The sequence below is a fragment of the Butyricicoccus sp. AM27-36 genome (assembly GCF_003480945.1).
Taxonomy (GTDB): domain Bacteria; phylum Bacillota; class Clostridia; order Oscillospirales; family Butyricicoccaceae; genus Agathobaculum; species Agathobaculum butyriciproducens.
Map to the genome: position 1 here is coordinate 23,036 of NZ_QUJR01000012.1, position 23,247 is coordinate 46,282.

Consider the following 23,247-nt stretch of genomic DNA (forward strand, 5'->3'; position numbering starts at 1 on the left):
ATATATAAGGAGATATTTCTATGTTTCAAACCGCTGCAGGCGTGACCGTTCCGTTCCCCGAAAAGCTGTCCGAGCAGTACGAGCTGGACGGCAACACCATCACCGCAAACCTCAGCTTCGAGAAGCTGAGCGACTTTGTTCATTCGTTCTACGCCGAGCTGGACGAGCCGCTGTTCCTCGCCATCCATCCGGATGCAGAAAGCGATGAGGTCTGGTATCTGGACGGCATGACAAAAAAGCAGCTGACCATGATTTTAGACGGCTACGGCGAACTGCTGTATCAGGACGGGCTTTCGGCATTCGCCATTGGCTCTCTGACCACCGAGGAGGAGCTTTTCGTACAGAAGTACAAGGTTCTGTCCATTTACAGCGAGACTGCAAAGCGTTTCGTTCCCCTGCTGAAAAAGTACGGCATGGAGCCGACCGGACATCTTGTCACCGCATGGGATACGTTCTCCGAGGAGAAACCCGGCGCCGCAGAGCGGCTCGAGATTGCCGGTCAGACCGTGCCGGATATGATTAAAGAGCTGTGCAAGATTGGCATGTATAAAGGTTAATGATAGGGCTTATACGAAAAAAGACACCGATTTCTCGGTGTCTTTTCTTATCCATCTTACATTTAGATTTCCATGATGATCGGCAGGACCATCGGGCTGCGCTTGGTCTTCTTGAACAGGTAATCACTTACATCGCCCTTGATGGCAGATTTCAGGCTGTTCCAGTCACGCAGATTCTCTACCGAGCAGCGGTCAAGCGCCATCTGCGAAATGGTACGCAGTTCCTCCATGAGAGCCTCGGCTTCCTTGACGTAAACGAAACCGCGCGATACGATATCCGGACCCGCAATGACAACGCCGGTCGTTGCGTCAACCGTGACAACGATAACCAGCAGACCGTCCTCGGACAGATGCTTGCGGTCACGCAGAACGGCAGTGCCGACATCACCGATGCCCAGACCGTCTACCAGCAGACGGCCGGCCGGCACGGAATTGCCCAGACGAGCCGAATTTTCGCTGATCTCGATCGGACGGCCGATCTCACTGACGAGAATGTTCTTCGGGTTGACACCCATCTCGCGTGCCAGACCGGCATGCTGCACGAGCATGCGGTACTCGCCGTGTACGGGAATGAAGTACTTTGGCTTGCACAGACCGAGCATCAGCTTAAGATCCTCCTGGCAGGCATGGCCGGAAACATGGATGGCTGCCGAACGGTCGTAAATGACCTCAGCGCCCTGCTTGTACAGCTCGTTGACCATGTTGTTGATCGACTTCTCGTTGCCCGGGATAGCAGACGCTGCGATCAGGATACGGTCGCCGGAATTGACCTCCACCTGCTTGTGGCTGCCGTACGCCATACGGTACAGCGCGGACATGGTCTCACCCTGAGAGCCGGTGGATACGATGATCAGCTGGCTGCGCGCGTAGCGCTTGATCTCGGAAATGTCGATCATGACCTTGCCGGAATCCTTCAGATAACCCAGCTCCATCGAAACCTTGGAGATCTTCTCCATGCTTCGGCCGCAGACGGCTACCTTGCGTCCTGCCTTGGCGGCAATGTCGAGAATCTGCTGCAGACGCGATACATTGGACGCGAACGTTGCAATGATGATGCGCTGGTCGCTCTCCATGATAAATTTCTCGAGCGATTTGCCGACGATTTTCTCACTCGGCGTGTAGCCCGGACGCTCGACGTTGGTCGAGTCGCTCATCAGCGCAAGCAGTCCCTTCTTGCCCAGCTCACCGATGCGGACAAGGTCGATCATCTCACCGGAAACCGGCGTCAGGTCAATCTTGAAGTCGCCCGTGTGCAGGATGGTGCCCAACGGCGTGGTGATCGCCAGCGCAACCGAATCCGCAATGGAGTGGTTGGTGTGGATAAACTCGATCTTGAAGCAGCCGAGCTTAATCGTATCACCGGCGCGCACGCGGTTCATCTTGACCTTCTGGGGCATCTTATGCTCGGACAGCTTAGTCTCGATGATGCCGCAGGTCAGTCGGGTCGCGTAGATCGGTGCGTTGCACTCGCGCAGAACATACGGAATAGCGCCGATATGGTCCTCATGTCCGTGGGTGATCACATAGCCGCGCAGCTTGTTCAGGTTGCGCTTGAGGTACGTTGTATCCGGAATGACCAGGTCAACGCCCAGCATGTCGTCATCCGGAAAGGCAACGCCGCAGTCGATAACTACGATGTCATTGCCGTACTCGATCACCGTCATGTTCTTACCGATCTCGTTCAGACCGCCGAGCGGTATGATCTTCAGTTTTTCCTTCATAATAGTATTATCACTTTCCTTTATCTGATTGTTGTTTATTATATGTACGCGGATGTCGTTTCCGCTTTTCTGAAAAGGCAGACCATGCGATCCCGTCTGTCTTTATCCACATGTGAAGGATGCGGTCCGTTTTCGCTGTAAATGGCACAGCGCATTCCCACACGGACTGCAAACACTTATTTTTAATATACCACAGCTCAGCAGAATTGTAAAGAGCCAGTCACCAAAGCGCTCTGTACGGCTTCGTCGAAACAGCCAATTTACCTATATACTATTTATGCACAGTGTCCCGCTGTTTTACCCATTCTGCGTGTCCTGCATAATGACCGGTCAAACCGGGCAGACTTCCTTTTCGATCCCTGCGGTTTGTAACAAAGCCGCCGATGTGCGTTTTACACGGCTAACCGTAAAAAACCGTATTTTCGCCCAATTATGCCATACAGATTAACGAAATCCAGCGATAAACTCTGTGAAATGTGCACAAAATTCTATGAAACCGTTTGACAAATCGGAGAGGATGCAGTATGATTGGTTACAGTTCGGAAACAGAACGTAAACAAAACAGTAACAACCCAGAAAACAACATCGGTTTTTCCGGTGGCGCGGGAAGTGTTCCCGCTGCGTTTTCACCTGACTTTTAGGAGCGTAACACAAATGTCTATTTCTCTGCGTAAGCATGCTGCCATGTTCCTCGCGGCAACCTTCACGGTAGGCTCGATGGCAACCTTCGGCGCTGCTGCACTGGAGCAGCCGACTGCGGTACTCTCTTCCACTCTGAACCATTCTGTCGGCACGGTGCTCACCTCTGCCGAAATCTCCAACGCACAGCAGGCTATGGCGAAGGCAAAGGCTTCCGCACTCAAGGCACAGCAGGATGCTGCCAAGAAGGCGCAGGAGGAAGCTGCTAAGAAGGCTAAGGCTGAGGCTGCCAAAAAGGCCGCTGAAGAAGCAGCTAAGAAGGAAGCTGAGATCAAGGCCGCTGCAACCAAGACCGCTTACAACCAGCTGGTCGCAAGTGCAGCCACTGCCCGTCCGGTAGCTTACTCCACAACGTATCTGGCAAGCGATGCCATCAAGGCAAATGCAACTGCGCTTGGCAATTATAAACTGACCTTCTACGATCCGTGCGTTGAATGCAACGGCAACAATCTGGCACTGACCGCTACCGGCACCACCCTGACCGAAGGCCGCACGATCGCAGTTGACCCGTCTGTCATTCCGCTCGGCAGCCGCGTATTCATCGAGGGTTACGGCGTGTTCATCGCTGAGGACACCGGCGGAGCGATCAAGGGCAACAAGATCGACATTGCAGTAAGCACTCACGAGCGTGCAAACGAGCTTGGCGTGCAGTACGCAAATGTATATCTGCTGAAGTAAATTTTTGAAGAGCTGTGCGAAAGCACGGCTCTTTTTTTCTGCCTGTTTGAGCGGTTTTACGGTTGCAGACATGGATGGCATCGGTTTTCGTTTTGTATTTCGCGTCAGAATCGCGTGTGATGGATTTTTGACGGATCGGTTCAAAACTATACAGCAAATTTGCAAAGTCGATTGTGCGGCGTTTGAGCGGGTTTTCGTTATCATTCCAGAAATTAGGGTTTTCGCTTGCGAAGCAAGAGAATCCTGCCTCCCCGGCAGGGGCACAAGAAGAAGAGAACCAAGGTTCCCTCCTTCCTATTCAGCACAGCGAAAATCAGAGAACGGTGAATTGCCCGAAGGACAAGAGAGAGTCCTCCAGAGGATACCTGTGCCGCGCAACTCGTTGGTCTGGTGGCACAAGGGAGACCACCGGCCTCCCCTGCAATTACACATCTGCAAATGGTAAAAAAACAGCCGCAGACACCCTGCGGCTGTTTTGATTCAATTACGCGCTCTCGCGCTCCTCCTGCACCTTGGCGATGCCATGCTGGATCGGCTTCCACTCGACCTTGCCGACCAGAGCGGCGATCGAGATCGGAACATAGGTGAGCATGAAGAACGGGAAGGTAAAGGTATACAGCACCTTTTTCCACGCCGGACCTGCGATGCGCTTCCACTCGGCGATCATCGTCACCGCGCCGAAGGCAAACAGGCTGAACGTAATGCCGCGCACGGTCAGCATCAGAATACGGCCAAGCATACGCATAACGCGGTATGTAATGTATGCCGGCTGTGCGAAGCTGGTCACGCACAGGAGTACGGCCAGCAGCAGCGAGCCGATGGTAACAAGGTTGCACGGTGCAACTGTCATCAGCATATCATAGCAGGACATGCCCGCCTTGCCGCCGCGCGTACAGCCGCGCAGCAGTGCGCCGGTATACTTTGCGTCCACCTGATAGAAGCCCTTGCTCCAGCGCAGACGCTGATCCCACGACTGGCGGAAATGCTCCGGCTGCTCATCGTAGATGATGGCATTGCCGCAGTAGCCGATCTTACGGCCGCGGACCGCACTGGCGATGGAGAACTCGATATCCTCGGTCAGCAGATGATAATTCCAGCCGCCTTCCTCGCGGAGCACATCAGCCGAAATCAGAAAACCGGTGCCGGAAACCGCACAGTTGACACCCAGACGGGTTCTCGGGCGGTTCAGGAAGCGCGACTCACGCAGGAACCACAGCGCATAGCCTGCGGAGATCCAGTTCGCGCAGAAGTTCTGCGAATTGCGATAGCTGGTCAGTGCGGAATACTCGCCGGTATCGTACATCTTGTTCATCTCACGGACGAACTGCGGATCTACGATGTTGTCCGCATCGAATACGAAAAACGCGTCGTATGCATCCTCACCCTGCTCCTCGAAAATACGCTTGAACAGATAGTCCAGCGCGTAACCCTTGCCGACCTGCACCTTATTAAATCGCTCGTACACGATCGCACCGGCGCTGCGCGCTACCTCAGCGGTATTGTCCGTGCAGTTATCTGCAACAACAATGACATCAAGCAGCTCTGACGGATAATCCTGCTCCTTCAAGGTGCGGATCAGTCTGCCGATAACGGCGGACTCATTGCGTGCTGAAATGATCGCCGCGTAACGGTGCAGCTCTGCATTTTCCACGCCGCCGCGCTGCTTGCCCCACAAGCCAACCAGAAGGTAAAAGATCTGGTACGCATACGCCGCAGTAAAGAAAATGAACAGCACCCACTGCATGCTCTCCAAAAACCGAAGCATAAAAATTCCTCGTTTCTTCTCCTGATGTATTTCTCTATACTTTAGATATTGTGGCGGTTGTTTCAACCCTTGTACTATAATAGCACTATTAACGCATTATGCAACATATTTTTAACCGGATTTCACAAAATTTTTAATTTTTCACTGTTCGCACAAATTTTTTGTGCTTTCATGCGTTTTTTTCATGCCACTTTGCCCTGTCTTTCCGTGGAAAACAGTAAACCTGGAGATGCATTCGTCCCGCACCGCTGACGCTCTTTCACTTTTCCCTGCTGTTTGCTTGGACAAATCCGGGTTTTCTCTATAACATCATCAATTTCGTATACATTTTATAAAGGAAGGGAGGGCATTTTTCCTCGCCGCTCTCCCCTGCATATACAGCAAAACGGCTGCCGCATTGCGACAGCCGCCGGTATTTAATTATTAAGGCAACACCGCACAATTAAAGCTGCGGCGCTTTGCGGAAATTTTGTGTCCTGACTTTGTTGCGATTTCACAGTAATACATTAAGTATTACTGCAAAACCGCGCCTCGTTAGTACACAAAATTTGCTCGCAAATCGCTCTTGTTCAATTATGCGGTATTGCCTTAACCGTTTACCTGCTTTGCCAGCTCGTCAGCCAGCGCTTCGAGTGCGCCGAGCTGGTTCTCTGCCAGTGCAGACTTGATGGAGATCGGGTTCTCGAGGATGGTCATGTTCTTCATGCCCTCGAGCATGCCGATCATCTGCTTGCCCGCAGTAGCGGCCCAGGTGCCGTTGTCGATGACGGCAACCGTGCGGTTCTGCAGGTTAAGCGCCTTGATGTCGGACAGATATGCTTCCATCTTGGGCTGGATGCCGCTGTTATAGGTCGGCGCAGCGAGCACCAGATGGCTGCAGCGGAAGCTCTCCGCTACTAGCTCGGAAACGTCGGTCTCGGAAACGTCGTACATCGCGATGTTCTTCACGCCCTTGTCGGCCAGCATGCCTGCGAGCACGTTTGCGGCGTTCTCGGTGTTGCCGTACATGGTCGCGTAGGCGATCATGACCGTCTTGTCCTCCGGCTCGTAGGTGCTCCACTTCTGGTACTTCTCCAGCAGCAGGCCGAGATCCTTGTGCCAGATCGGACCATGCAGCGGGCAGATCATCTCAATATCGAGCGATGCCGCCTTCTTAAGCAGCGTCTGCACCTGTACGCCGTACTTGCCGACAATGTTGGTGTAGTAACGGCGGGCATCGTTCATCCATGTGGTGTCGAACGTGATCTCGTCATCGAAAATGTTGCCCGCCAGTGCGCCGAATGTGCCGAACGCATCAGCAGAGAACAGGATCTTGTCCTTCTCGTCGTAGGTAACCATGACCTCCGGCCAGTGCACCATCGGCGCCATGACAAAATGCAGGGTATGCTCGCCCGTGGACAGCTTGTCGCCTTCCTTGACGACCAGCGCACGCGCGGCAACGTCCGTTCCGTAGAACTGGGCGAACATGCCGACCGCCTTGGCGCTGCATACCATCTTCACCTCCGGATAGCGGCGCAGCATATCGTCGATCATCGCACAGTGATCCGGCTCCATGTGCTGAACGACCATGTAGTCCAGCGGACGGCCGTTCAGCGCGTGAACGACGTTTTCGATATACTGACGGCTAATGGACTCGTCTGCCGTGTCAAACAGCACGGTTTTCTCGTCCAACAGCACATAGCTGTTATAGGATACCCCCTTGGGGATCGGGAACAAATTTTCAAAGCGGCTCAGGCGGCGATCGCTGCCGCCAACATAAATGAGATCATCCTTGACCTTTCTGGTACTGTGCATCGCACGACACCTCCGTGTAAATATCTATATTGAATTGTAGCATATTTTTGTGCATTCGTCCAGTGGTAGGGTTAGTCTCGGCATACAAAAAAACGACCGATGAAACAGCCGGTTTTTGACGGGATACAGGTTTCGATCGATTGCAGCAGCGGGCAGGTACCGAGCACCATGAACAACAGGCTGATCAGCCGGCCGACAATCTCGCCGGGAGTTTGCCGTTCAGCGGTCCGTGCAGTATATCGATCGAGCGTTTTGTCTTTGCCATGTGCATTCTCCGTTTCCTTTTCGGGTCTACTTCTATTGCAGCACGGTTTTATTGATGAGAAAAGCACATGTTTTGCATTGCAATTCTGCATATATTGTTTTGTCGATAAATAAAGAAAAAATGCAGAAAACTTGCGTTTTCTGCATTTTGAAAGCACAAATATTGATTAGCGCTTGGAGAACTGCGGTGCGCGACGTGCTGCCTTGAGGACGTACTCACCTGACCTTGATCCGAAAAGTCCAGTATTCATGCGGGTTTTCGGGCTTCCCGCTCTCAGTAAACCCATAGGTAAACCCACGAAATCGCGAAATTTTTGGTGCAATTTAACGCAGCCCGAATGCTGCATTCACAACGCTGCTCAATTCTTCAGGTTTATTATACTTGACTTTCGCATAGATGTCCATAGTCGTTTTGCTGTTCTCATGACCTGCCAAATACTGCACCGTCTTAGGATCAACACCTTTGTAAATCAGATTGGTGATGTAGGTGTGCCGCAGCATGTGTGGGGTCACCTTGAAGTCCATCGTATACACCAGTTTGGGATTGTTCGGCTGATGCTCACCAAGCCTTGGCTTTATTCTATGCTTGATGGACTGTCCATTTACATAGGTGTAATAACAGCGTTCTGCGGTAGAACGAACTGCTATGTACTTCCATACCCTCACGAACTGGGATTCAGCCAAAGCGTTACCATTCCTGTCCGAGATCACATATTCCGATTCTGATTTTTCCTTTGCTTCCTTGAGACAGGCTACCAAGCATTTGGGAATCGGAACATCTCGTTTTGCTGACAGTGTCTTCAAAAGTGTGTTGACTACCGGCTTACCGCCTTCCACATGCCATGCACGCCTTACCGAAATGTACGGCGTTTTTTCATCCAGGAATACACAGTCCCATTGAAGTCCAAGAATCTCTTCTCTACGCAATCCCGCGTACAAGCCAATCATCACGAATACATACGGCGGAAGCTCACGAATGCTATCCAGCAAAATAGCAGTCTGTTCTGTTCCGTATTCCGGAAGTTCGGCAGGACGCTTTTTCCCTTTAGCCATGTGTTCTCCTCCTCGTCTATCTTCATACATTGCGTGTTGTCACTTTTATTATCACGGCGTACATCACTTCCTTCAAGGATGTCGCATGTATGTAAAAAGGGCAGTGATTTTGATGGCCATCCCTGCCCTAAGTTTTTCCTGATTTACTCTTGATCCCACGATGCAAAAGCATCTTCCAGCACTCCTGCGAGCTGCTCTGGGCGATTATATTTCACCTTGGCGTAAATATCCATGGTGATCTTGCTGCTTTCATGACCGGCAAGATACTGAACCGTCTTCGGATCAACCGAAGCATGAATCAGATTCGTAATATAAGTGTGCCGCAGCTGATGCGGAGTCACCTCAAAGTCCAGACTGTAAACCACATTTCCATTGTGTGCCGCCTTTTGCCCCAGAACCGGCTTCACCGTATGCTTTACCCTCTTGCCATCTTCATAGCGGTAATAGCAACGTTCCCTGGTGGTACGGGTTACGATATACTGCCATAATCTCTTGAACTGCGTATAGGACAAAGGGTCTCCATCCCGATTTGCAACCACATAATCCGATGTCGATGTCTTCTTCGCCTCTTTCAGACATTCCAGAAGATTGTCCGGCAGAGGGACATTCCGATGCGCTGCCTTTGTTTTCAGCTCTGTCAGAATCACCAGACGATTATGCTCCGTATGCCAGGCTCTCCGAACAGTAAGGTACGGAGCCTCGCAATCAAGATACACCGAATCCCATTTCAGTCCGAGGATTTCTTCTCTCCGCCAACAGTGCCAGGCGAATGTCATCCGCTGTTACATCTCCCATATGCATATCGCCCAAGGGCTTGATGATGTAGTTCTTCACTTTCGATGTATAGTCAATCAGCGTTGTCATCCTGATCTGTGCTGACTGCATCAGCAGCCATTTCTCGCAATACTCCTCCACTGTAGGTGTACTGCGGCGATACGTCTTGTTCTCAATCTGCTGGATCGCTTCCTGTTCCTTCTGGTACAGTTCCTCTCTCGTTCTTGCATATAACGTTTCTCCTTCCGCACAGCCGATACAGAACCGGACCAGTGGAAGGTCAAAAAAGGAGCCGCATGACGGTGAAGAAAAATCCTGTGCCGATAAAACAGAACATGGGTATTCCATAATTCTGTCTCATGCGGCATTCGGAAGACTTCGCCTGTCAGCGGCTCCACAGCACAGCTATGACTTATAAAATTGTGTTAATAGGGTTATTTATTGTCATCTCAACCATTCAAAGACGAATAGTAGAGCTGCAATCTCCGTAATCTTCTCATCTCCAAAACATTGAAGACGGTCTCGCGTCCGCAGGCCTTGCATTTGGTCTGCACATGTCCTCTGGTATCCTCAAAGACGATGATTGAATTGTGTCGGCAATAAGGGCACCTGACAGTCCTGGGCTCTTGCGAAGCGATTGCATCCTTTGCTCGGAAGATTTTAATCTGCATTTCCGCAGATGGTTCCGATACTCTGATATTCCTGCTCATGGCCACACCTCCAATGGATCACGATATTCATAATCCTTTTTCCGGTTCAGATAGCCCAGTTGTTCCAAGCGGATAGCAGCTGCCGATCTCGAAACGCCAAAGGCACCACAGAAAGTATCTATCTTCACCTGATCCATGTCGTAAAAACGCCATCCATAACAAGTCAGAGACTTTCTGCTGTTGATGAACCACATCATTGGTTTTCAGAAAGATGCTCCTCTGACTTCCCTCTACTTCTATCTGACATTCTGTATCACATACGCGGTCAGATCATAGATGCTTCCGTCCGAGGATAGCTTTTGAAATGACACCTTCAGGTTCAGATAATCGGATGCAAACTGGTCAATGGGTGTCGGAAGCGCAAATCTTTCCGGATCATCTGCTTCGCTGCCGAAAAAGGACTTTTGAAAATCTCTTATCACTGCAACAGCGATTTCTTCTATGTTTTTCTGCGCAAGAATCATAGGCACTGCTCTTTCGCTTCAACGAACCATTTTTCATCTTCGTTGTACAGAAAGCTCTCATGCCCACCGATCATGACCGTGTAACGAATTCCGCAGCCACCTACCTTCGTGGAAGCAGCCCGGCACTTATGCCTCAATCAGTCGATCTCATACACCCGTCCGTCAATCCACCGAATCAAGCGCGGGCGGATATTTCCCTCGGCATCCACATCCAAATTCACAGGTACATATACTTTTCTACACTTCTGTTCCGACATATTCTACGCTCCTCCTCTGTAAACCGGCGAATGTGTTGACTTCTTTTCGCAAAGAACTCACCAGATTCTACCGGTGCTGTATTAACCAATCATTCCTGTCGGCATAACCAAATCTACTTTTCGCTCTGTCGGCATCTTGCTTTTCTGAAAAAGTACCTCATTTTTAATCGCATCTTTCCCGAATCGGAATCGAATCTGCTCAATCGCTGCGTCCAACCGTTCCTGGCGATCCAGTGATTTCACATCGGTGAATAGGTCGTATTGTATCGGACAATCCTCTTCAAACAGGTTGATTGCCCGAACTGTCACTGAACGAATCGGGTGTTCCCACTGATAGTTTTTTGCAAATAAAGCAAATGCAGTTTTCGCCAGATAAGTAGGGCTTGTGTCGGAATACTAATCCGGCACTGCCACTCTTTCGTGTAAAGTTCGTTGTTGCGGATGGAAATCGCTATTCCGCCAGCTTTCTTCTTATGTGTTCGCAGCTTGGTTCCGATTTCCTGCACCAATTCCAGCATGATGCACCAGACTTCGGCGTTATTCTCCAAATCCTGCTTGGTCGTTATCCCGTGCCCAATGCTCTTTACTGGGGAGACATAATCGGAACGCATAACCGGCGAATCATCCAGTCCATTGGCATATTTCTTAATTGCCAGTCCATTCTTTCCAAGGCGGCACTTCAAGAAATCATCCGATGTTGCAGCAAGCTCTCCAATGGTATGAATCCCATGACCGGATAGAACCTTCTCGGTCGCTCTGCCGACTCCAAGCAAGTCAGAGGCAGGAAGACACCAAATCTTCTCCCGGAACGAATCTGCTTCGATGCAGGTAATCGCATCCGGCTTTTTCATATCCGACCCAAGCTTGGCAAAAATCTTATTGAAGCTCACTCCTGCAGAAATCGTAAGTCCCAGTTCAAACTTAACAGTTCTGCGAATCTCATCCGCAATTTCAAATCCGGTTCCCATGCAGCCGCTTCCGGTCACATCCGGCCAGCATTCGTCCATCCCATACGGCTCGATCTGGTCAGTGTATCGACCGTATATCTCGAGGCATAGAAATTATTCATATCACAGTGAAGAATCACTCTTTGCATCCCGTATTCCTCCTCTCTGTTCGTGATAGCACGAACAACTTTTCACGAACGCATTAACACACAGCATTTCTTGTGATACTATAATTACACGAATTGTATTTCGTGTTTTCATCGTCATTATAGTAAGCACCGTTTTTCATGTTAATAGGTTTTTTATGAAAAAGTGTTCGTGTTCGTCATCAAAAAAGAAAGAGGTATTCCTATGGTCTTCAAAGAAAGGTTGAAAGAAAAAAGAACAGAAGCCAATTTAACTCAGGTAGAACTTGCAGAGAAGGCCGGTGTAACCGCCCGCACAATTCAGAATTATGAGCTTGGCAGCCGCAAACCATCCAATATGGTTACGATTCAGAAGATTGCGGATGCGCTGAATACTACTACTGAGTACCTGCTGGGAAGCAGCGGCAGCTACGTCGTAGAAGCTCATGAAAAAGGCGGCATAAAAGCAGCGAAAGATATTGAAGAACTGGTCAGTGAAGTGACCGGTATGTTCGCTGGCGGCGAATTAAGCGAAGATGTCATCGAAGGAGCTTATAAAGCTCTGACCGATGCCTACTGGATTGCCAAAGAGAACAATAAAAAATACGCCCCGAAAACGAGGCGTAAAAAATCCGATCAGTGATATTTATCGTACACACTTTTCGCTATACTGTACACTGGAGGTGGTATGATGAATGCGGAACAGCTTTCACGGGTCGGTGAGAAACTGGTAAAACGCTGCGGTTCCAGAGCCCCTTTTGAAATTGCAAGGCAGCTTGGTGTCCATGTCATGCTTTGCGAGAATCTTGGTTCCCTGAAGGGAATGTACCGGGTAATCAAGCGAAATCGCTTTATTTTCCTGAATAACAGTCTGGATGAAAATATGCTGCGCATCGTGTGCGCACATGAATTAGGGCATGATCAGCTTCACCGGAATATGGCGCCCCCCCCCGATTCATGAGTTCATGCTCTACGACATGAAATCCAAGCCGGAATATGAGGCCAATATCGTAGCAGCAGAAATTCTGATGGACAGCGATGAAGTCCTTCGCTACATCTATGAATATGGATACACCGCCGAGCAGATTGCCAGTGCGATGTCCACCGACATCAACCTGGTTGCGCTGAAGGTAGCACACCTGGCCACCCTTGGTTATAATCTGCACACACTGGAACATAAGAGCAACTTTTTGAAATAACGTACCTTCGAGGAGCCTGGATTGGCTCCTCTTTTTGTTGCAAATTGTGCAGGTGGCGCTTGCATAATTATCAGCCTACTGGACGACGGCTTTTTTCTTTTGCCGTCGTCCGGCAGGTGATTGAAATTATTTGTTTTTCTTCCTACTAACTAACGAATTCTTTAATATGTTCACATCCCTGTGCAATAATGCATCTAACATGATCATCTTTTAGAATATAGTAAATAGTTTTTCCGATTCTGCGTCTGCAGACCAAACCATTCATTCGTAAAACATGGAGGTGATGCGAAACGGCAGATTCTGACATATTCAGTTTGCCTGCAACTTCACTGACACATGCTTCCGAGAAACCAATCTGAAATAAAACCTTCATGCGGGAAGGGTCCCCCAGTGCCTTAAACAACTGTATTAAATCTTCCAATTCTTGCCCTTGTGGTTCTCGGGGCCAAGATTGATTCATAGACCCCCTCCATTCCTTGCGATTTTTCCAACCCCTTAAAGATTCTTTACAAATAGCGCTCGAATGGCATTGAGAACGACAATAATCATTACGCCTACATCGGCAAACACCGCCAGCCACATGTTGGCTATGCCCAGGGCTACCAAGACAAGGCAGATCAGCTTGATACCAATGGCAAAAACGATGTTCTGGTAGACAATGCCCAGACACTTGCGACTGATCTTAATCGCCTTGGAGATCTGCATAGGATCATCATCCATTAGGACCGCATCGGCAACCTCAATGGCGGCGTCAGAACCCATGGCACTCATGGCGATACCGATGTCTGCCCGGCGGAGTACCGGGGCGTCATTGATGCCATCTCCTACGAAAGCCAGCTTTTCCTTTTCCGATTTGATCTGAATTAGCTTTTCTACTTTCTCTACCTTATCAGCAGGCAGCAGTTCGCTGTAGGCCTCATCCAAGCCAAGAGCGGAGGCTACACTGTCAGCCACCTTTTGGGCATCACCGGTGAGCATCACAGTCTTGCGAACCCCAGCCGACTTTAATGCCCGGATGGCTTCCTTGGAGTGAGGCTTCACAATGTCGGAAATAACAATGTGTCCGGCATATTTCCCGTCAATCGCCATGTGAATGATGGTGCCTACGCTGTGGCACGGAATAGATTGAACGCCCAGACGATTCATGAGCTTGTCGTTACCAGCTGCCACCTGATGACCGTCCACCATAGCGATGACACCGTTGCCGCTAAGTTCCTGAAGGTCAGTCACCCGGCTACGGTCGATTTCCATACCGTAGGCTTTCTGCAAACTCTTGCTGATGGGGTGGCTAGAGGCACTTTCCGCCAGAGCAGCATATTCCACCAGCTTGCGCTCATCCATCTCATTGTGATGGATCGCATTCACCTCAAATACGCCCTGAGTCAGTGTGCCGGTTTTGTCAAAGACTACAATCTTAACCTGTGACAGAGTCTCAAGGTAGTTGGAACCTTTGACCAGCACACCGGCCTTACTAGCTCCGCCAATCCCTGCAAAGAAGGACAGAGGGATAGAGATGACCAGTGCACAGGGGCACATTTTCCACCAAGTCCAAGATTTTTGAGACCGTAGACTCACCAAATTCCTTGGTAGTCTGGATATGAAGCAGTCCGGTCATGTTAATGCAGCCAGAGATGATCTCATCACCAGTCTTGCCCTCACGCGGCAAACTTTCGCCGGTGAGGGCGGCAGTGTTCAGAGTGGATTCTCCCTGCACCACGGTACCGTCAATGGGAACTTTCTCGCCAGGCTGAACCACGATGATGGTGCCGATATCCACCTCGTCCGGGTCTACTTGTTCGAGCTTGCCATCCCGTTCAATGTTAGCGTAGTCTGGACGGATGTCCATGAGTTCGCTGATGTTGCGGCGAGATTTTCCAACAGCATAGGACTGGAACCATTCGCCTACCTGATAGAACAGCATAACTGCAATGGACTTCAGATAATCACCGTTTTCGTAGACAGCCAGAGCCAAAGCACCAATGGTGGCAACCGCCATCAAGAAGTTCTCGTCAAAGACCTGACCATTACGGATACCCTTATACGCTTTTCTCAGAATATCATAACCAATAATGAGATAATCCACCAAATACAGTGCCAATCGTACCCAGCGCCCGGCTGCGCCCAGCTGGTCAAATACGGTGGAACCCAAAGTTTGTAACGCCAACAGTAATACCGTGGCAGTCAGGATTCTTCCCAACATGATTTTCTGTTTCTTTATCATGCCGCTGCTGGACCGCTGGCCAATCAAGAGAAGGATAATTGATAATACGGCTACTACGATCAGCAAGCCGCTTTCAATCATTTCTTGCATATCATTCTTTCCTTTCTATAATTGCTTATTTGTTTGTTAAAAAAGTGCCCCTTCCGCCCGTAGCGTCTGGGGCACCTGTGTGGAATGGGACCTTACAGGAAGATCTCGCAGTCAGGCTCCACCTTCTTGCAAGCCTTCTGCACAGCAACCATCACGCCGGCCGGCTCCTGACCTTCAGCAAATTCCACAATCATCTTCTGGGTCATGAATTTCACAGTAGCGCTCTATACGCCACTGGTCTTGCGGGCTGCATCCTCCATCAGGTTGGCGCAGTTAGCGCAGTCTACTTCGATCTTATAAGTTTTTTTCATTTTGGAAAACTCCTCTCTCAATTTGCTCCTGTTGTCAGAACAATTAAATCGCTGTTTAATTGTATCTTCATCATACTTAGTTGAACTGGCTTCGTCAACGCTTTGGAAGCACATCCTGCTATTTGGGTAAAAGGTCCTGCTGCTTGGGAAAAAATAGCCTTTATCGGCACATTCCAGTGCCTTGATAAGGGCAACCGGAACACTTTCCGCGATTTTCTTTGCGTCGCTTTATAATACGCCGTAGCGACCAGATGCAATACATTGTCAATACGGCAAGCAAAATCAAAGACGCCATACAAATCTCCTATCTATGTTTGGTACACCTTGTAAAACCTGCTGTCTTAAAGCAATACAAGAGAGCCGATCTGATACACTCCAAAAGTAAAAAAACTTCTGAATAGGTAAACAGTGCTGAAAAAAAGGTTCTGACATTGAAGCACAGCTCCATGTCAGAACCCTTTTATTTCACAAATTATTTTTTGGGGTTGCGTCGCCCGGTGTTTTCCGAGCCACGCACTTCCTCATGGTAAAAGTAATCCACAATTACGGGGTGCCCAGGCTCTGCTCGTCCGTAGGGCAGCTCGTTGTCCACGAAGGGACAGCTGTATTCTTTCGCTAGCCGTTCCGCTTGATCCTCCAAACCACGGAAGTAGCTTCTGTCTTTCTTGTTGTGGATAGCGTCGTACAGCGGAACCAAGTCAGGATATTTTTTACAAATATAGTCCAGGATGTCTTTTTTGAATCCGCCTCGCAGATTTAGATTTTCTAGCCATATCAGGTCGCATTGGTTTCTGACCTGATGGAAGATAGCCTCAAAATCTGTGATACCGGGAAAAACCGGAGCGATAAAGCACACGGTGCGGATACCTGCGTCATAAACCTGCTTCATGGCATCCAGCCGCCGCTTGATGCTGACGGCATTGTCCATATCGTTTTTGAAATCCTCGTCCAGCGTATTGATCGACCAGGAAACCGTGACCTTTCCCAGTTCTTTCAGAAGGTCGATATCACGGATTACCAAGTCCGACTTGGTACAGATGAGAATTTCTGCCTCGCTGCCCCGGAGCTGCTCAAGAAGCTTTCGGGTGTTCTGAAACTGAGCCTCCTGGGGCAGATAGCCATCGGTCACAGAACCGATGACTACGCGCTGCCCTTTGTACTTTTGCGGATTTTTGATTGCCGGCCAATGCTTCACATCCAGGAATGTACCCCACGGTTCGGTGTGCCCGGTAAATCGCTTCATAAACGAGGCGTAGCAGTATTTGCAGCTATGGGTACAGCCCACATAAGGATTGACGGAATAGCCGCCCACCGGCAGGGTGGATTTTGTCATAATATTTTTGGTTTCTACATCCTGAATCAGAATGCTACTATCTTTCACATCCGCCATGTCTTCTGTTCCTCCAATACCCGGTAAAAAGCCGGGGGAAATTCTTGTACCATATGTGTTTCTCCCATGATAGGAAGTAGATCTTCCTTCATGAATACAGGGATGCCAAGCGCATGGGCCTGATGTGTCAGGTTACACACCCATTCCGGTTTCGATACGGATTTGCCCTTCCTATGTCCGGTCTCAGTCCCAATGACGATCCACTCAATTCCGGTAAGGTCCACCATACCAACATCATCAAACATAGGTTCAAAGGTCACATGATAGTGTCCGCCATGGATATGCTCCCGCAAAGTCCGGATACGGTTTTTCTCTTTACTGGAGGTAACAGTTACACCAAACCAAGCATTTTCTAGGGTAGTGGAAAAGACGATGTCCTCCGGTCGCTTGGTCAAAAACAGATATTGGTGCTGCGGATTTTCAGTCATCTTGGCAAATATCTGTTCCCGCCACTCTGGCTTCCAGTGAAAAAAATCGCTCATGCCGGTGAGCAGAAAATTCTGTGGGCGCTTTTTCTCCATCAGCCGCAGCTTATTGGGAAAAAACTCCGGCTTTTCAAAGTCATCGATCATGTGAAACCGGCGGACATTGTTTCTGGCATAGCAGTAGCTGCAACCAATAGTACAGCCGATCACCAGATTCATGTTCTGAATACAGTCTTTAATACAAACAGCCACCGCTAACGCCTCCTTTCCGTTTTAAGATTTAGCCTTCTACCGCAGGCGCAACTTTCTCGAAGCCGTTCCATGCATACAGCCCCTTCTTGTCCTCATCGCCCAGGAACTTGTCCACCTGACAGATGTGCAGGATATGGTCGCCAACTTCCACCGACTGCTGCAGGGTGGCCACCATCGCCAGACGAGTATCCACCGGAATCTGGATGTCACTGCCCTCCACAGCCATCATCTCGATGTTGTTGGCGGCCACCTTGTCGGTCTTGGCACCGGTAGACGCTCCGCAGGCCATCACAGTCTGGGCAAGACTCTCGCCAGGAACGGTGACAATCACCTTGTCGGTCTCCCGTACCTGCTTACCGGTGTGGGACTGTTTGCTAGTGGCGAAACCCACCATGGGCGGGTTGAAGGAGAGGTAAGACACAAAGCAAATGGGAGCCAGGTTCGTAGAACCGTCCTCCTTTTTAGAGCAGATCAGTGTCAGCGGATTGGGGGAGGTCAGAACAGTAGCCTCCATAATATTCAGTTCTTTCATGTTATTCAGACCTTTCTAAGAAATTTCAGTCGTTGACTGCACGGCCAACCAGTGATATATTTATTATACCTGATAGCAATTTTTGTTCAAGTACGCAAATTATTTGTACCTAGTATCAAAAAATATACTGCAAAAGACGAGGAAAGATCCAATCATGACTTATGAAGAATTCAAAGAAAAGGTTGGCAGTGTCATTCTAACCGATGATGGAAACTGCCCGGTCACGCCGGTGGTTCAAATGCTGCAGGGCAAATGGAAACTCCAAATTCTCTATGAACTGTGCATCAAGTGTCCCATGCGGTTTGGGGAACTGAAAAAAGTTCTCAAGCCCATCACCAATACAGCTCTGACCAACGCCCTGAAGGAGCTGGAAGCGGATGAATTGATCCAGCGCATCCAATATAATGAAATGCCCCTGCGGGTGGAATACTCCCTCACCGAGAAAGGACGGGATCTGTTGCCGGTCTTTTACGCCATTTCCCAATGGGGAATGAAATATATACCATGATTCTAACTATATTAATCTGCAAGATAATAGCCGGGAGACATTGACAACTTGAGTCAACTTCCCGGCGTTTTATTTTCTGCATTTTCTACTGCTGCAAAGGATTCAGGAAGCAACCTGATTCATGAGAGTTGATAACTCCCACCGCCTGCAAATAGGCATAGATGATTACGGTCCCCACAAACTTCATGCCTCGCTTTTTCAAGTCTTTTGAGATAGCATCCGATAATGGTGAGCTGACCTTGTCTACTTCTTGGATGATTTTTTCATCTGTCCAATGCCATAAGTATCGGTCAAAACTGCCCCACTCTTGCTGTATCTTTTGAAACACTTGTGCGTTGACCACTGCAGCTCGTATTTTCAGTCGGTTACGGATGATTCCAGAGTCAGCTTGCAGAGCCGTCAATTTTTCTTCGCTATAAGATGCCACCTTCCGTAAATCAAACCCGTCAAAAGCACGGCGAAATGCTTCTCGTTTATTTAAGACACATTCCCATGTGAGGCCTGCCTGAAAATTCTCCAAAATCAACATTTCAAACAGCAACTGGTCATCGTGGACCGGTCTGCCCCATTCCTCGTCATGGTATCGCAGATAAGTGGTATTAGTCGGGCTCACCCAATGGCATCGAATCTTTCCATCTGTCCACTGCATTCGTATAGTCATTTTGAACTTGCTCCGAAATCGTTATGCCTCGCACGCCTCCCGGAGAGCAGGCAGCAGCTCATCCAGCCGCCCGTCCAGTCCGAAGGACTTCTCTTTGATATTGTCCACAATGTAGATCTCCCCCAGATTGATGGTCACATAAGTGGCATTTGGCTCGCTGGCCACCAGGCGCATCATCGGAGCCTTGATCAGCTGATTGCGCCAGCCAATGCCCAGCTCCAGAACCATCAGTTTCTTTCCGTGGTAGGTTTTCAGAAAGTTTTGGAACCGTGCCTGGGCAGCGGTATCCGGAATCATTCTCTGACCCGCGCCCATGTGGATATCCATGGGACCTCCGCACTTGGGACAGCGCGGCACCAACTCTGTAGGCACATGGCCGCCCTGTTCAGCAGCCGATAATTTTTCGGCCACCTCTAAACTTGAATAGAGGGTGTCGTGGCAGGGGCGGGCACACTGCATCGTAAACCAGTTGCCCTCAATCTCATAGATTTTCGTCGGATCGAAGCCACACAGTTCAAAGTGACCTTCTCCGTTTGATGTGACGACAAAGTAATCTTTCTCTCCCACAATGGCCTTCAAATCGTTCATCACCTGCGTCGGCTGGTACTGCCCGCAGTAATGATGGATGAGTCGGGCCCAGAAGGCCCATTTTTCCTCCTCGCTGGGCCATCCAGCCATCATGCCCTGCAAAATACACCCAAGGCCGTATTTCCGTTTAAAATCCCCAAACAGTCTTTCAAAGGCCGCATTGTCCGCAAACAAATGCAGTCCTTCGGTTATGGACAGTCCGTTACTGGCCCCGATCAAGATAGCGTCCGCTTCTCTGAATTTTTTCGCAATAGGGTTCCAATCAATCATATTCGTTCGCCCCTTTCTATTTTATGGTTGCTGCGATGGAGCGCTCCTGCCGGAGGGCAGCTAGAGTTTCCGCCAAATCTCCTTGCAGATACAGGCTGCGTCCCCGCAGATGCTCTGGCCTATGAGATGCCTCTCGATTAAGACATGCATAAAAGACGTTTTCGTTTTTGGCAGTAAGTTCCCAGAAAGGCAGTTTGATGATACTGGGCGTCATCTCACCCACGCCAAGTTCCAACAGCAGGACTTTTTTGTCGGACTGATCCATTATCCAGCGTCGCAGGAATCTATGGTAGCGGTGCAGGTTATCCTGCCAGAAGGTTCCCTCCAGAAAGGTATCATCTCGTACCCAAGGCACCAGCACCCGCCCGCAATCCGGGCAACGAGGAACAGCTTCCTCCGGCAGGTGCACACCCACCAAGCGACCGGTCAGTTCCTTTACCAGTTCGCGGTTTTTCCAAATATCATCCCGACAGGGCTGGCTGCACTGGCAGTAGCTAAAGTCTCCCTGAAAAGCGCAAATTTGTTCCTGGGGAAATACCCGAAAAAACTGCTGATCCACATTGGTGGTCAGCACAAAGACAGATTTATCTGCAATAAGCGTTTGCAGATCCAGATAGGGCTGCCCAGTAGGGGCTTCCCACATGAAGCGGATATATTGACTGTAATACCCCCACTGCTCTCCATAGCTGGAAAAGCAATGGTAGAATCCAGCCAGCGGAGAGGTAAAGCCATACTGTTCGCGAAAGGGAGCCAATGCCTCCGAAAGTGCCGGGGACCAATGGTAGTGGTCGTATCCAGCCGCGCTTGACAGGCCGGAGCCACCTCCGATCACAACGGCATCTGCTTGAGCAATACGCTCGGCAAGTTCCTGAAGCGCCGCTTGGTTTCCAACCCTCATTGATCGTTATCTCCGCTTTCCATGGTGTTCCGTGCATCCCGTAGCACTTGAGCAATGTCGGCCACAATGGTCATGCCCTTGTCCTCCAACTGCTTGGGCAGGAAGTCATACTTGTTGTTGACAGCAATATACCGGGCATGGGGAAAGCTGAGGGTCATGTTCCAGAAAGGCTCCTGAATAAACATGGGAGTCATTCGGCCAACACCCAGCTCCAGGAACAGAATTTTGCTGTCTTTGTGTTCCAGTACATAGCGAGAAATTTTTTCGTACTGTTCTTCATATTTCTTTCCTTGCAGGAAATTCCCATATCCTCGCACCCAGGGGAATGCCTCGCCGCCGCAGTGAGGGCACCGGGGAATGAGATCCGTGGGAATCTTCGTGCCATCCCCCATAGCGGCCACCATATCAGCCACTGGCTTTACCGCATCCCAGGTGTCATCGGTACAGCAGGCGGCACACTGGAAGAACCGGTGATCTCCCTGGATCTCCGCCACCTTCTCCTCCGGGTAGAGTTTGACAAACTGGGTATCCTGGTTGGTGGTGAGGATGAAGCAGTCCTTGCCTTTCAACAAAGCGTCTAGATCCAGATAGGGATGACGCACAGGTGCGGTCTGGGTGGTGTGAAGGAAGGTGGCAAGATACCCCCAATACTCTTCCCGGGTCTCCCAGGGGTGCATCATCCCTGCAAAAGCACCTTTGAAGTGGTACTTCTCCGCAAAAGGCCGGAAGTATTTGCGGTAGGAGTCGTTGTCCTCATAGTAAAAATCTCCGCCACCGGCAGCGGACAGGCCGGAGGCTCCGCCCACTACCACACAGTCAGCTTCCTTTACCTCCTGTACCAACCGATGGATCTGTTCGCTATACGGCAGCGGCTTTTTGTCAGTCAGCTGATAAGGCGTACTGCCGGAAGCATAGATAGGATAGTGCCTGGAATAATTCATCTGTGCCTGCATGACCAAATCATCATAGAAGTTCATTGTCATCATTCCTTTCGAGCGGGTGTTATTTTTATTATTACTACAACTCATATTAGCATTTGCTTGCGCCGCTGTCAATATGTTGTTATAATAAAAATAACATCAAAAAAGGAGATTTGCCATGAAATACCCCACCCGGCTTAGCGATGCCGTTCATATTTTAGCCTTTATCGCTCTGTACCCAGACTGCGACCTAACTAGCAACAAACTGGCAGAAAGCGTTCAAACCAATCCTGCCTATGTACGCCAGCTCATGTCCGCCTTGCGGAAAGGAGGGCTGCTAGTCAGCGTGAAGGGACATCCTCGGCCTGCCCTGGCTCGTGAGCCGGAGAAAATCACTCTGCTGGATGCCTATCGAGCAGTAGAGGGCAACAAGCCTCTGCTCCATCAGGACATCCACACCAATCCTGCCTGTGGCGTGGGTGTAAATATCCAACTGGTGCTGCGGGATTTTTACTTGGACATTCAAAAAACAGCGGAACAAAGAATGCAAGAAATCACGCTGAAAGATGTGCTGGAACAATATCACATGAAGTTGGAAGGGATGCCCTTGCAGCGTTTATAACGGATCGATTTTCAGAAGCTCTTCCATTTGGGACAAAAATTCTTCTGAACGGGAAATACAAGACCTCCTTGCGATTCTATACTGAGAACCGGAGAGACCTATGCCCCGTATGGGTATTCTGCTTTCCAGAAAAGGAGGTTTCAAATATGCAGGAAAAGTACAATATCACAGGCATGACTTGTGCGGCCTGCCAAGCTAGGGTACAAAAAGCGTATCCAGCCTGACCGGCGTGCAAGAATGCAATGTCAATCTGTTAAAAAACAGTATGGTGGTGACTTACGACGATAAAAATGTAAACAGTGGGCAGATTATCGCCGCTGTAGAAAAGGCAGGCTATGGCGCATCCCTACAGCAGGTCAAGGGAAACTCGGCTGTACAGGCTGTCTCCTCGGTGGACACGGCAAAAAGGAATATGAGGCGATGCGCCGTCGAGTAATCTGGTCCTTTGTATTCACTATCCCTTTGTTCTATATCTCAATGGGACATATGTTGGGCTGGCCGCTGCCGAGTGTCTTTCTGTGGACGGAAAACTCCATAGTCTACGCCCTGACC

21 protein-coding genes and 5 pseudogenes are annotated in these 23,247 nt (G+C 49.8%); 8 read left to right on the forward strand and 18 right to left on the reverse strand.

The window, feature by feature from the left end; translation table 11 throughout:
* Positions 1-20 precede the first annotated feature (20 nt).
* A complete protein-coding gene (locus tag DW724_RS13760) occupies positions 21-557 on the forward strand; it encodes a hypothetical protein (protein ID WP_116704867.1) in 537 nt (178 codons plus the stop codon).
* 62 nt (positions 558-619) lie between these two features.
* Here DW724_RS13760 and DW724_RS13765 read toward each other — a convergent pair whose 3' ends face one another.
* A complete protein-coding gene (locus tag DW724_RS13765) occupies positions 620-2,278 on the reverse strand; it encodes a ribonuclease J (protein WP_110436586.1) in 1,659 nt (552 codons plus the stop codon).
* A gap of 654 nt (positions 2,279-2,932) precedes the next feature.
* On the opposite strand from DW724_RS13765, the gene DW724_RS16280 reads away from it, so the two are divergent.
* On the forward strand, positions 2,933-3,655 hold the full coding sequence (locus DW724_RS16280; RefSeq protein WP_118480737.1) for a 3D domain-containing protein: 723 nt from the start codon (positions 2,933-2,935) through the stop codon (positions 3,653-3,655).
* 484 nt (positions 3,656-4,139) lie between these two features.
* Here the strand turns inward: DW724_RS16280 and DW724_RS13775 are convergent, their stop codons facing one another.
* From DW724_RS13775 to DW724_RS13815, 6 genes and pseudogenes are all read right to left on the reverse strand, one after another.
* The gene (locus DW724_RS13775; RefSeq protein WP_192924414.1) at positions 4,140-5,420 is read right to left on the reverse strand and encodes a glycosyltransferase family 2 protein; all 1,281 of its coding nucleotides are present in this window, start codon (positions 5,418-5,420) and stop codon (positions 4,140-4,142) included.
* Positions 5,421-6,008: 588 nt separating this feature from the next.
* The gene (locus tag DW724_RS13780; protein ID WP_118480739.1) at positions 6,009-7,214 is read right to left on the reverse strand and encodes an FprA family A-type flavoprotein; all 1,206 of its coding nucleotides are present in this window, start codon (positions 7,212-7,214) and stop codon (positions 6,009-6,011) included.
* 588 nt (positions 7,215-7,802) lie between these two features.
* Positions 7,803-8,486 (reverse strand): annotated as a pseudogene (locus DW724_RS13785) (site-specific integrase); the annotation flags it as partial.
* Between the two features lie 188 nt (positions 8,487-8,674).
* Positions 8,675-9,653: pseudogene (locus tag DW724_RS13795) on the reverse strand (tyrosine-type recombinase/integrase).
* Between the two features lie 358 nt (positions 9,654-10,011).
* Entirely contained in the window at positions 10,012-10,152 is a 141-nt protein-coding gene (locus tag DW724_RS16140; RefSeq protein ID WP_243105764.1) for a hypothetical protein, read from the reverse strand.
* Between the two features lie 889 nt (positions 10,153-11,041).
* Positions 11,042-11,782 (reverse strand): DNA polymerase Y family protein, encoded by a 741-nt coding sequence (locus DW724_RS13815; protein ID WP_442861288.1) that lies wholly within the window; start codon positions 11,780-11,782, stop codon positions 11,042-11,044.
* Positions 11,783-12,034: 252 nt separating this feature from the next.
* On the opposite strand from DW724_RS13815, the gene DW724_RS13820 reads away from it, so the two are divergent.
* Genes DW724_RS13820 through DW724_RS16460 form a run of 3 tightly spaced genes read left to right on the forward strand, consistent with a single transcriptional unit; the run spans position 12,035 to position 13,007 of the window.
* On the forward strand, positions 12,035-12,451 hold the full coding sequence (locus DW724_RS13820; RefSeq protein ID WP_118761867.1) for a helix-turn-helix domain-containing protein: 417 nt from the start codon (positions 12,035-12,037) through the stop codon (positions 12,449-12,451).
* 48 nt (positions 12,452-12,499) lie between these two features.
* On the forward strand, positions 12,500-12,769 hold the full coding sequence (locus DW724_RS16455) for an ImmA/IrrE family metallo-endopeptidase (RefSeq protein WP_243105766.1): 270 nt from the start codon (positions 12,500-12,502) through the stop codon (positions 12,767-12,769).
* Positions 12,770-12,773: 4 nt separating this feature from the next.
* Entirely contained in the window at positions 12,774-13,007 is a 234-nt protein-coding gene (locus tag DW724_RS16460) for a hypothetical protein (RefSeq protein WP_243029956.1), read from the forward strand.
* Between the two features lie 145 nt (positions 13,008-13,152).
* Here the strand turns inward: DW724_RS16460 and DW724_RS13830 are convergent, their stop codons facing one another.
* The 7 genes and pseudogenes from DW724_RS13830 to DW724_RS13860 form a co-directional block, all read right to left on the reverse strand.
* Complete coding sequence (locus tag DW724_RS13830; protein ID WP_118761868.1) at positions 13,153-13,467, reverse strand: ArsR/SmtB family transcription factor; 315 nt, start codon at positions 13,465-13,467, stop codon at positions 13,153-13,155.
* A gap of 35 nt (positions 13,468-13,502) precedes the next feature.
* A pseudogene (locus DW724_RS13835) lies at positions 13,503-15,318 on the reverse strand (HAD-IC family P-type ATPase).
* Positions 15,319-15,410: 92 nt separating this feature from the next.
* Positions 15,411-15,629: pseudogene (locus DW724_RS13840) on the reverse strand (cation transporter).
* A 160-nt stretch (positions 15,630-15,789) separates the two neighbouring features.
* Entirely contained in the window at positions 15,790-15,924 is a 135-nt protein-coding gene (locus DW724_RS16465; protein WP_118761869.1) for a FeoB-associated Cys-rich membrane protein, read from the reverse strand.
* 177 nt (positions 15,925-16,101) lie between these two features.
* The gene (locus tag DW724_RS13850; protein WP_118761870.1) at positions 16,102-17,019 is read right to left on the reverse strand and encodes a radical SAM mobile pair protein B; all 918 of its coding nucleotides are present in this window, start codon (positions 17,017-17,019) and stop codon (positions 16,102-16,104) included.
* Complete coding sequence (locus DW724_RS13855; RefSeq protein WP_118761871.1) at positions 17,007-17,696, reverse strand: radical SAM mobile pair protein A; 690 nt, start codon at positions 17,694-17,696, stop codon at positions 17,007-17,009. The genes DW724_RS13850 and DW724_RS13855 overlap by 13 nt, the downstream gene beginning before the upstream one ends.
* Before the next feature lie 28 nt (positions 17,697-17,724).
* Positions 17,725-18,228 (reverse strand): flavin reductase family protein, encoded by a 504-nt coding sequence (locus tag DW724_RS13860; RefSeq protein WP_118761872.1) that lies wholly within the window; start codon positions 18,226-18,228, stop codon positions 17,725-17,727.
* A 154-nt stretch (positions 18,229-18,382) separates the two neighbouring features.
* Between DW724_RS13860 and DW724_RS13865 the strand changes: the two genes are divergently transcribed.
* Positions 18,383-18,736, forward strand: a complete 354-nt coding sequence (locus DW724_RS13865; RefSeq protein ID WP_117800764.1) for a winged helix-turn-helix transcriptional regulator — start codon at positions 18,383-18,385, stop codon at positions 18,734-18,736.
* 85 nt (positions 18,737-18,821) lie between these two features.
* On the opposite strand, the gene DW724_RS13870 is transcribed toward DW724_RS13865, so the two are convergent.
* From DW724_RS13870 to DW724_RS13885, 4 genes are all read right to left on the reverse strand, one after another.
* Positions 18,822-19,397 (reverse strand): DNA-3-methyladenine glycosylase I, encoded by a 576-nt coding sequence (locus DW724_RS13870; protein WP_442861287.1) that lies wholly within the window; start codon positions 19,395-19,397, stop codon positions 18,822-18,824.
* Between the two features lie 21 nt (positions 19,398-19,418).
* Positions 19,419-20,078, reverse strand: a complete 660-nt coding sequence (locus tag DW724_RS13875; RefSeq protein ID WP_243105767.1) for an NAD-dependent protein deacetylase, SIR2 family — start codon at positions 20,076-20,078, stop codon at positions 19,419-19,421.
* 193 nt (positions 20,079-20,271) lie between these two features.
* On the reverse strand, positions 20,272-21,153 hold the full coding sequence (locus tag DW724_RS13880; protein WP_118761874.1) for an NAD-dependent protein deacetylase, SIR2 family: 882 nt from the start codon (positions 21,151-21,153) through the stop codon (positions 20,272-20,274).
* Entirely contained in the window at positions 21,150-22,130 is a 981-nt protein-coding gene (locus DW724_RS13885; RefSeq protein WP_202183533.1) for an NAD-dependent protein deacetylase, read from the reverse strand. The genes DW724_RS13880 and DW724_RS13885 overlap by 4 nt, the downstream gene beginning before the upstream one ends.
* A 121-nt stretch (positions 22,131-22,251) precedes the next feature.
* On the opposite strand from DW724_RS13885, the gene DW724_RS13890 reads away from it, so the two are divergent.
* Entirely contained in the window at positions 22,252-22,695 is a 444-nt protein-coding gene (locus DW724_RS13890) for an Rrf2 family transcriptional regulator (RefSeq protein WP_117484730.1), read from the forward strand.
* Between the two features lie 214 nt (positions 22,696-22,909).
* Positions 22,910-23,131, forward strand: a pseudogene (locus tag DW724_RS16470) (cation transporter); the annotation flags it as partial.
* Positions 23,132-23,247 lie beyond the last annotated feature (116 nt).

Coding starts and splice junctions, on each gene's coding strand:
- DW724_RS13760 (WP_116704867.1), top strand. CDS start 21: ATGTTTCAAACCGCTGCAGGCGTGACCGTTCCGTTCCCCGAAAAGCTG.
- DW724_RS13765 (WP_110436586.1), bottom strand. CDS start 2,278: ATGAAGGAAAAACTGAAGATCATACCGCTCGGCGGTCTGAACGAGATC.
- DW724_RS16280 (WP_118480737.1), top strand. CDS start 2,933: ATGTCTATTTCTCTGCGTAAGCATGCTGCCATGTTCCTCGCGGCAACC.
- DW724_RS13775 (WP_192924414.1), bottom strand. CDS start 5,420: ATGCTTCGGTTTTTGGAGAGCATGCAGTGGGTGCTGTTCATTTTCTTT.
- DW724_RS13780 (WP_118480739.1), bottom strand. CDS start 7,214: ATGCACAGTACCAGAAAGGTCAAGGATGATCTCATTTATGTTGGCGGC.
- DW724_RS16140 (WP_243105764.1), bottom strand. CDS start 10,152: ATGGATCAGGTGAAGATAGATACTTTCTGTGGTGCCTTTGGCGTTTCG.
- DW724_RS13820 (WP_118761867.1), top strand. CDS start 12,035: ATGGTCTTCAAAGAAAGGTTGAAAGAAAAAAGAACAGAAGCCAATTTA.
- DW724_RS16455 (WP_243105766.1), top strand. CDS start 12,500: ATGAATGCGGAACAGCTTTCACGGGTCGGTGAGAAACTGGTAAAACGC.
- DW724_RS16460 (WP_243029956.1), top strand. CDS start 12,774: ATGCTCTACGACATGAAATCCAAGCCGGAATATGAGGCCAATATCGTA.
- DW724_RS13830 (WP_118761868.1), bottom strand. CDS start 13,467: ATGAATCAATCTTGGCCCCGAGAACCACAAGGGCAAGAATTGGAAGAT.
- DW724_RS16465 (WP_118761869.1), bottom strand. CDS start 15,924: ATGGCGTCTTTGATTTTGCTTGCCGTATTGACAATGTATTGCATCTGG.
- DW724_RS13850 (WP_118761870.1), bottom strand. CDS start 17,019: ATGGCGGATGTGAAAGATAGTAGCATTCTGATTCAGGATGTAGAAACC.
- DW724_RS13860 (WP_118761872.1), bottom strand. CDS start 18,228: ATGAAAGAACTGAATATTATGGAGGCTACTGTTCTGACCTCCCCCAAT.
- DW724_RS13865 (WP_117800764.1), top strand. CDS start 18,383: ATGACTTATGAAGAATTCAAAGAAAAGGTTGGCAGTGTCATTCTAACC.
- DW724_RS13870 (WP_442861287.1), bottom strand. CDS start 19,397: ATGACTATACGAATGCAGTGGACAGATGGAAAGATTCGATGCCATTGG.
- DW724_RS13875 (WP_243105767.1), bottom strand. CDS start 20,078: ATGATGGCTGGATGGCCCAGCGAGGAGGAAAAATGGGCCTTCTGGGCC.
- DW724_RS13880 (WP_118761874.1), bottom strand. CDS start 21,153: ATGAGGGTTGGAAACCAAGCGGCGCTTCAGGAACTTGCCGAGCGTATT.
- DW724_RS13885 (WP_202183533.1), bottom strand. CDS start 22,130: ATGAACTTCTATGATGATTTGGTCATGCAGGCACAGATGAATTATTCC.
- DW724_RS13890 (WP_117484730.1), top strand. CDS start 22,252: ATGAAATACCCCACCCGGCTTAGCGATGCCGTTCATATTTTAGCCTTT.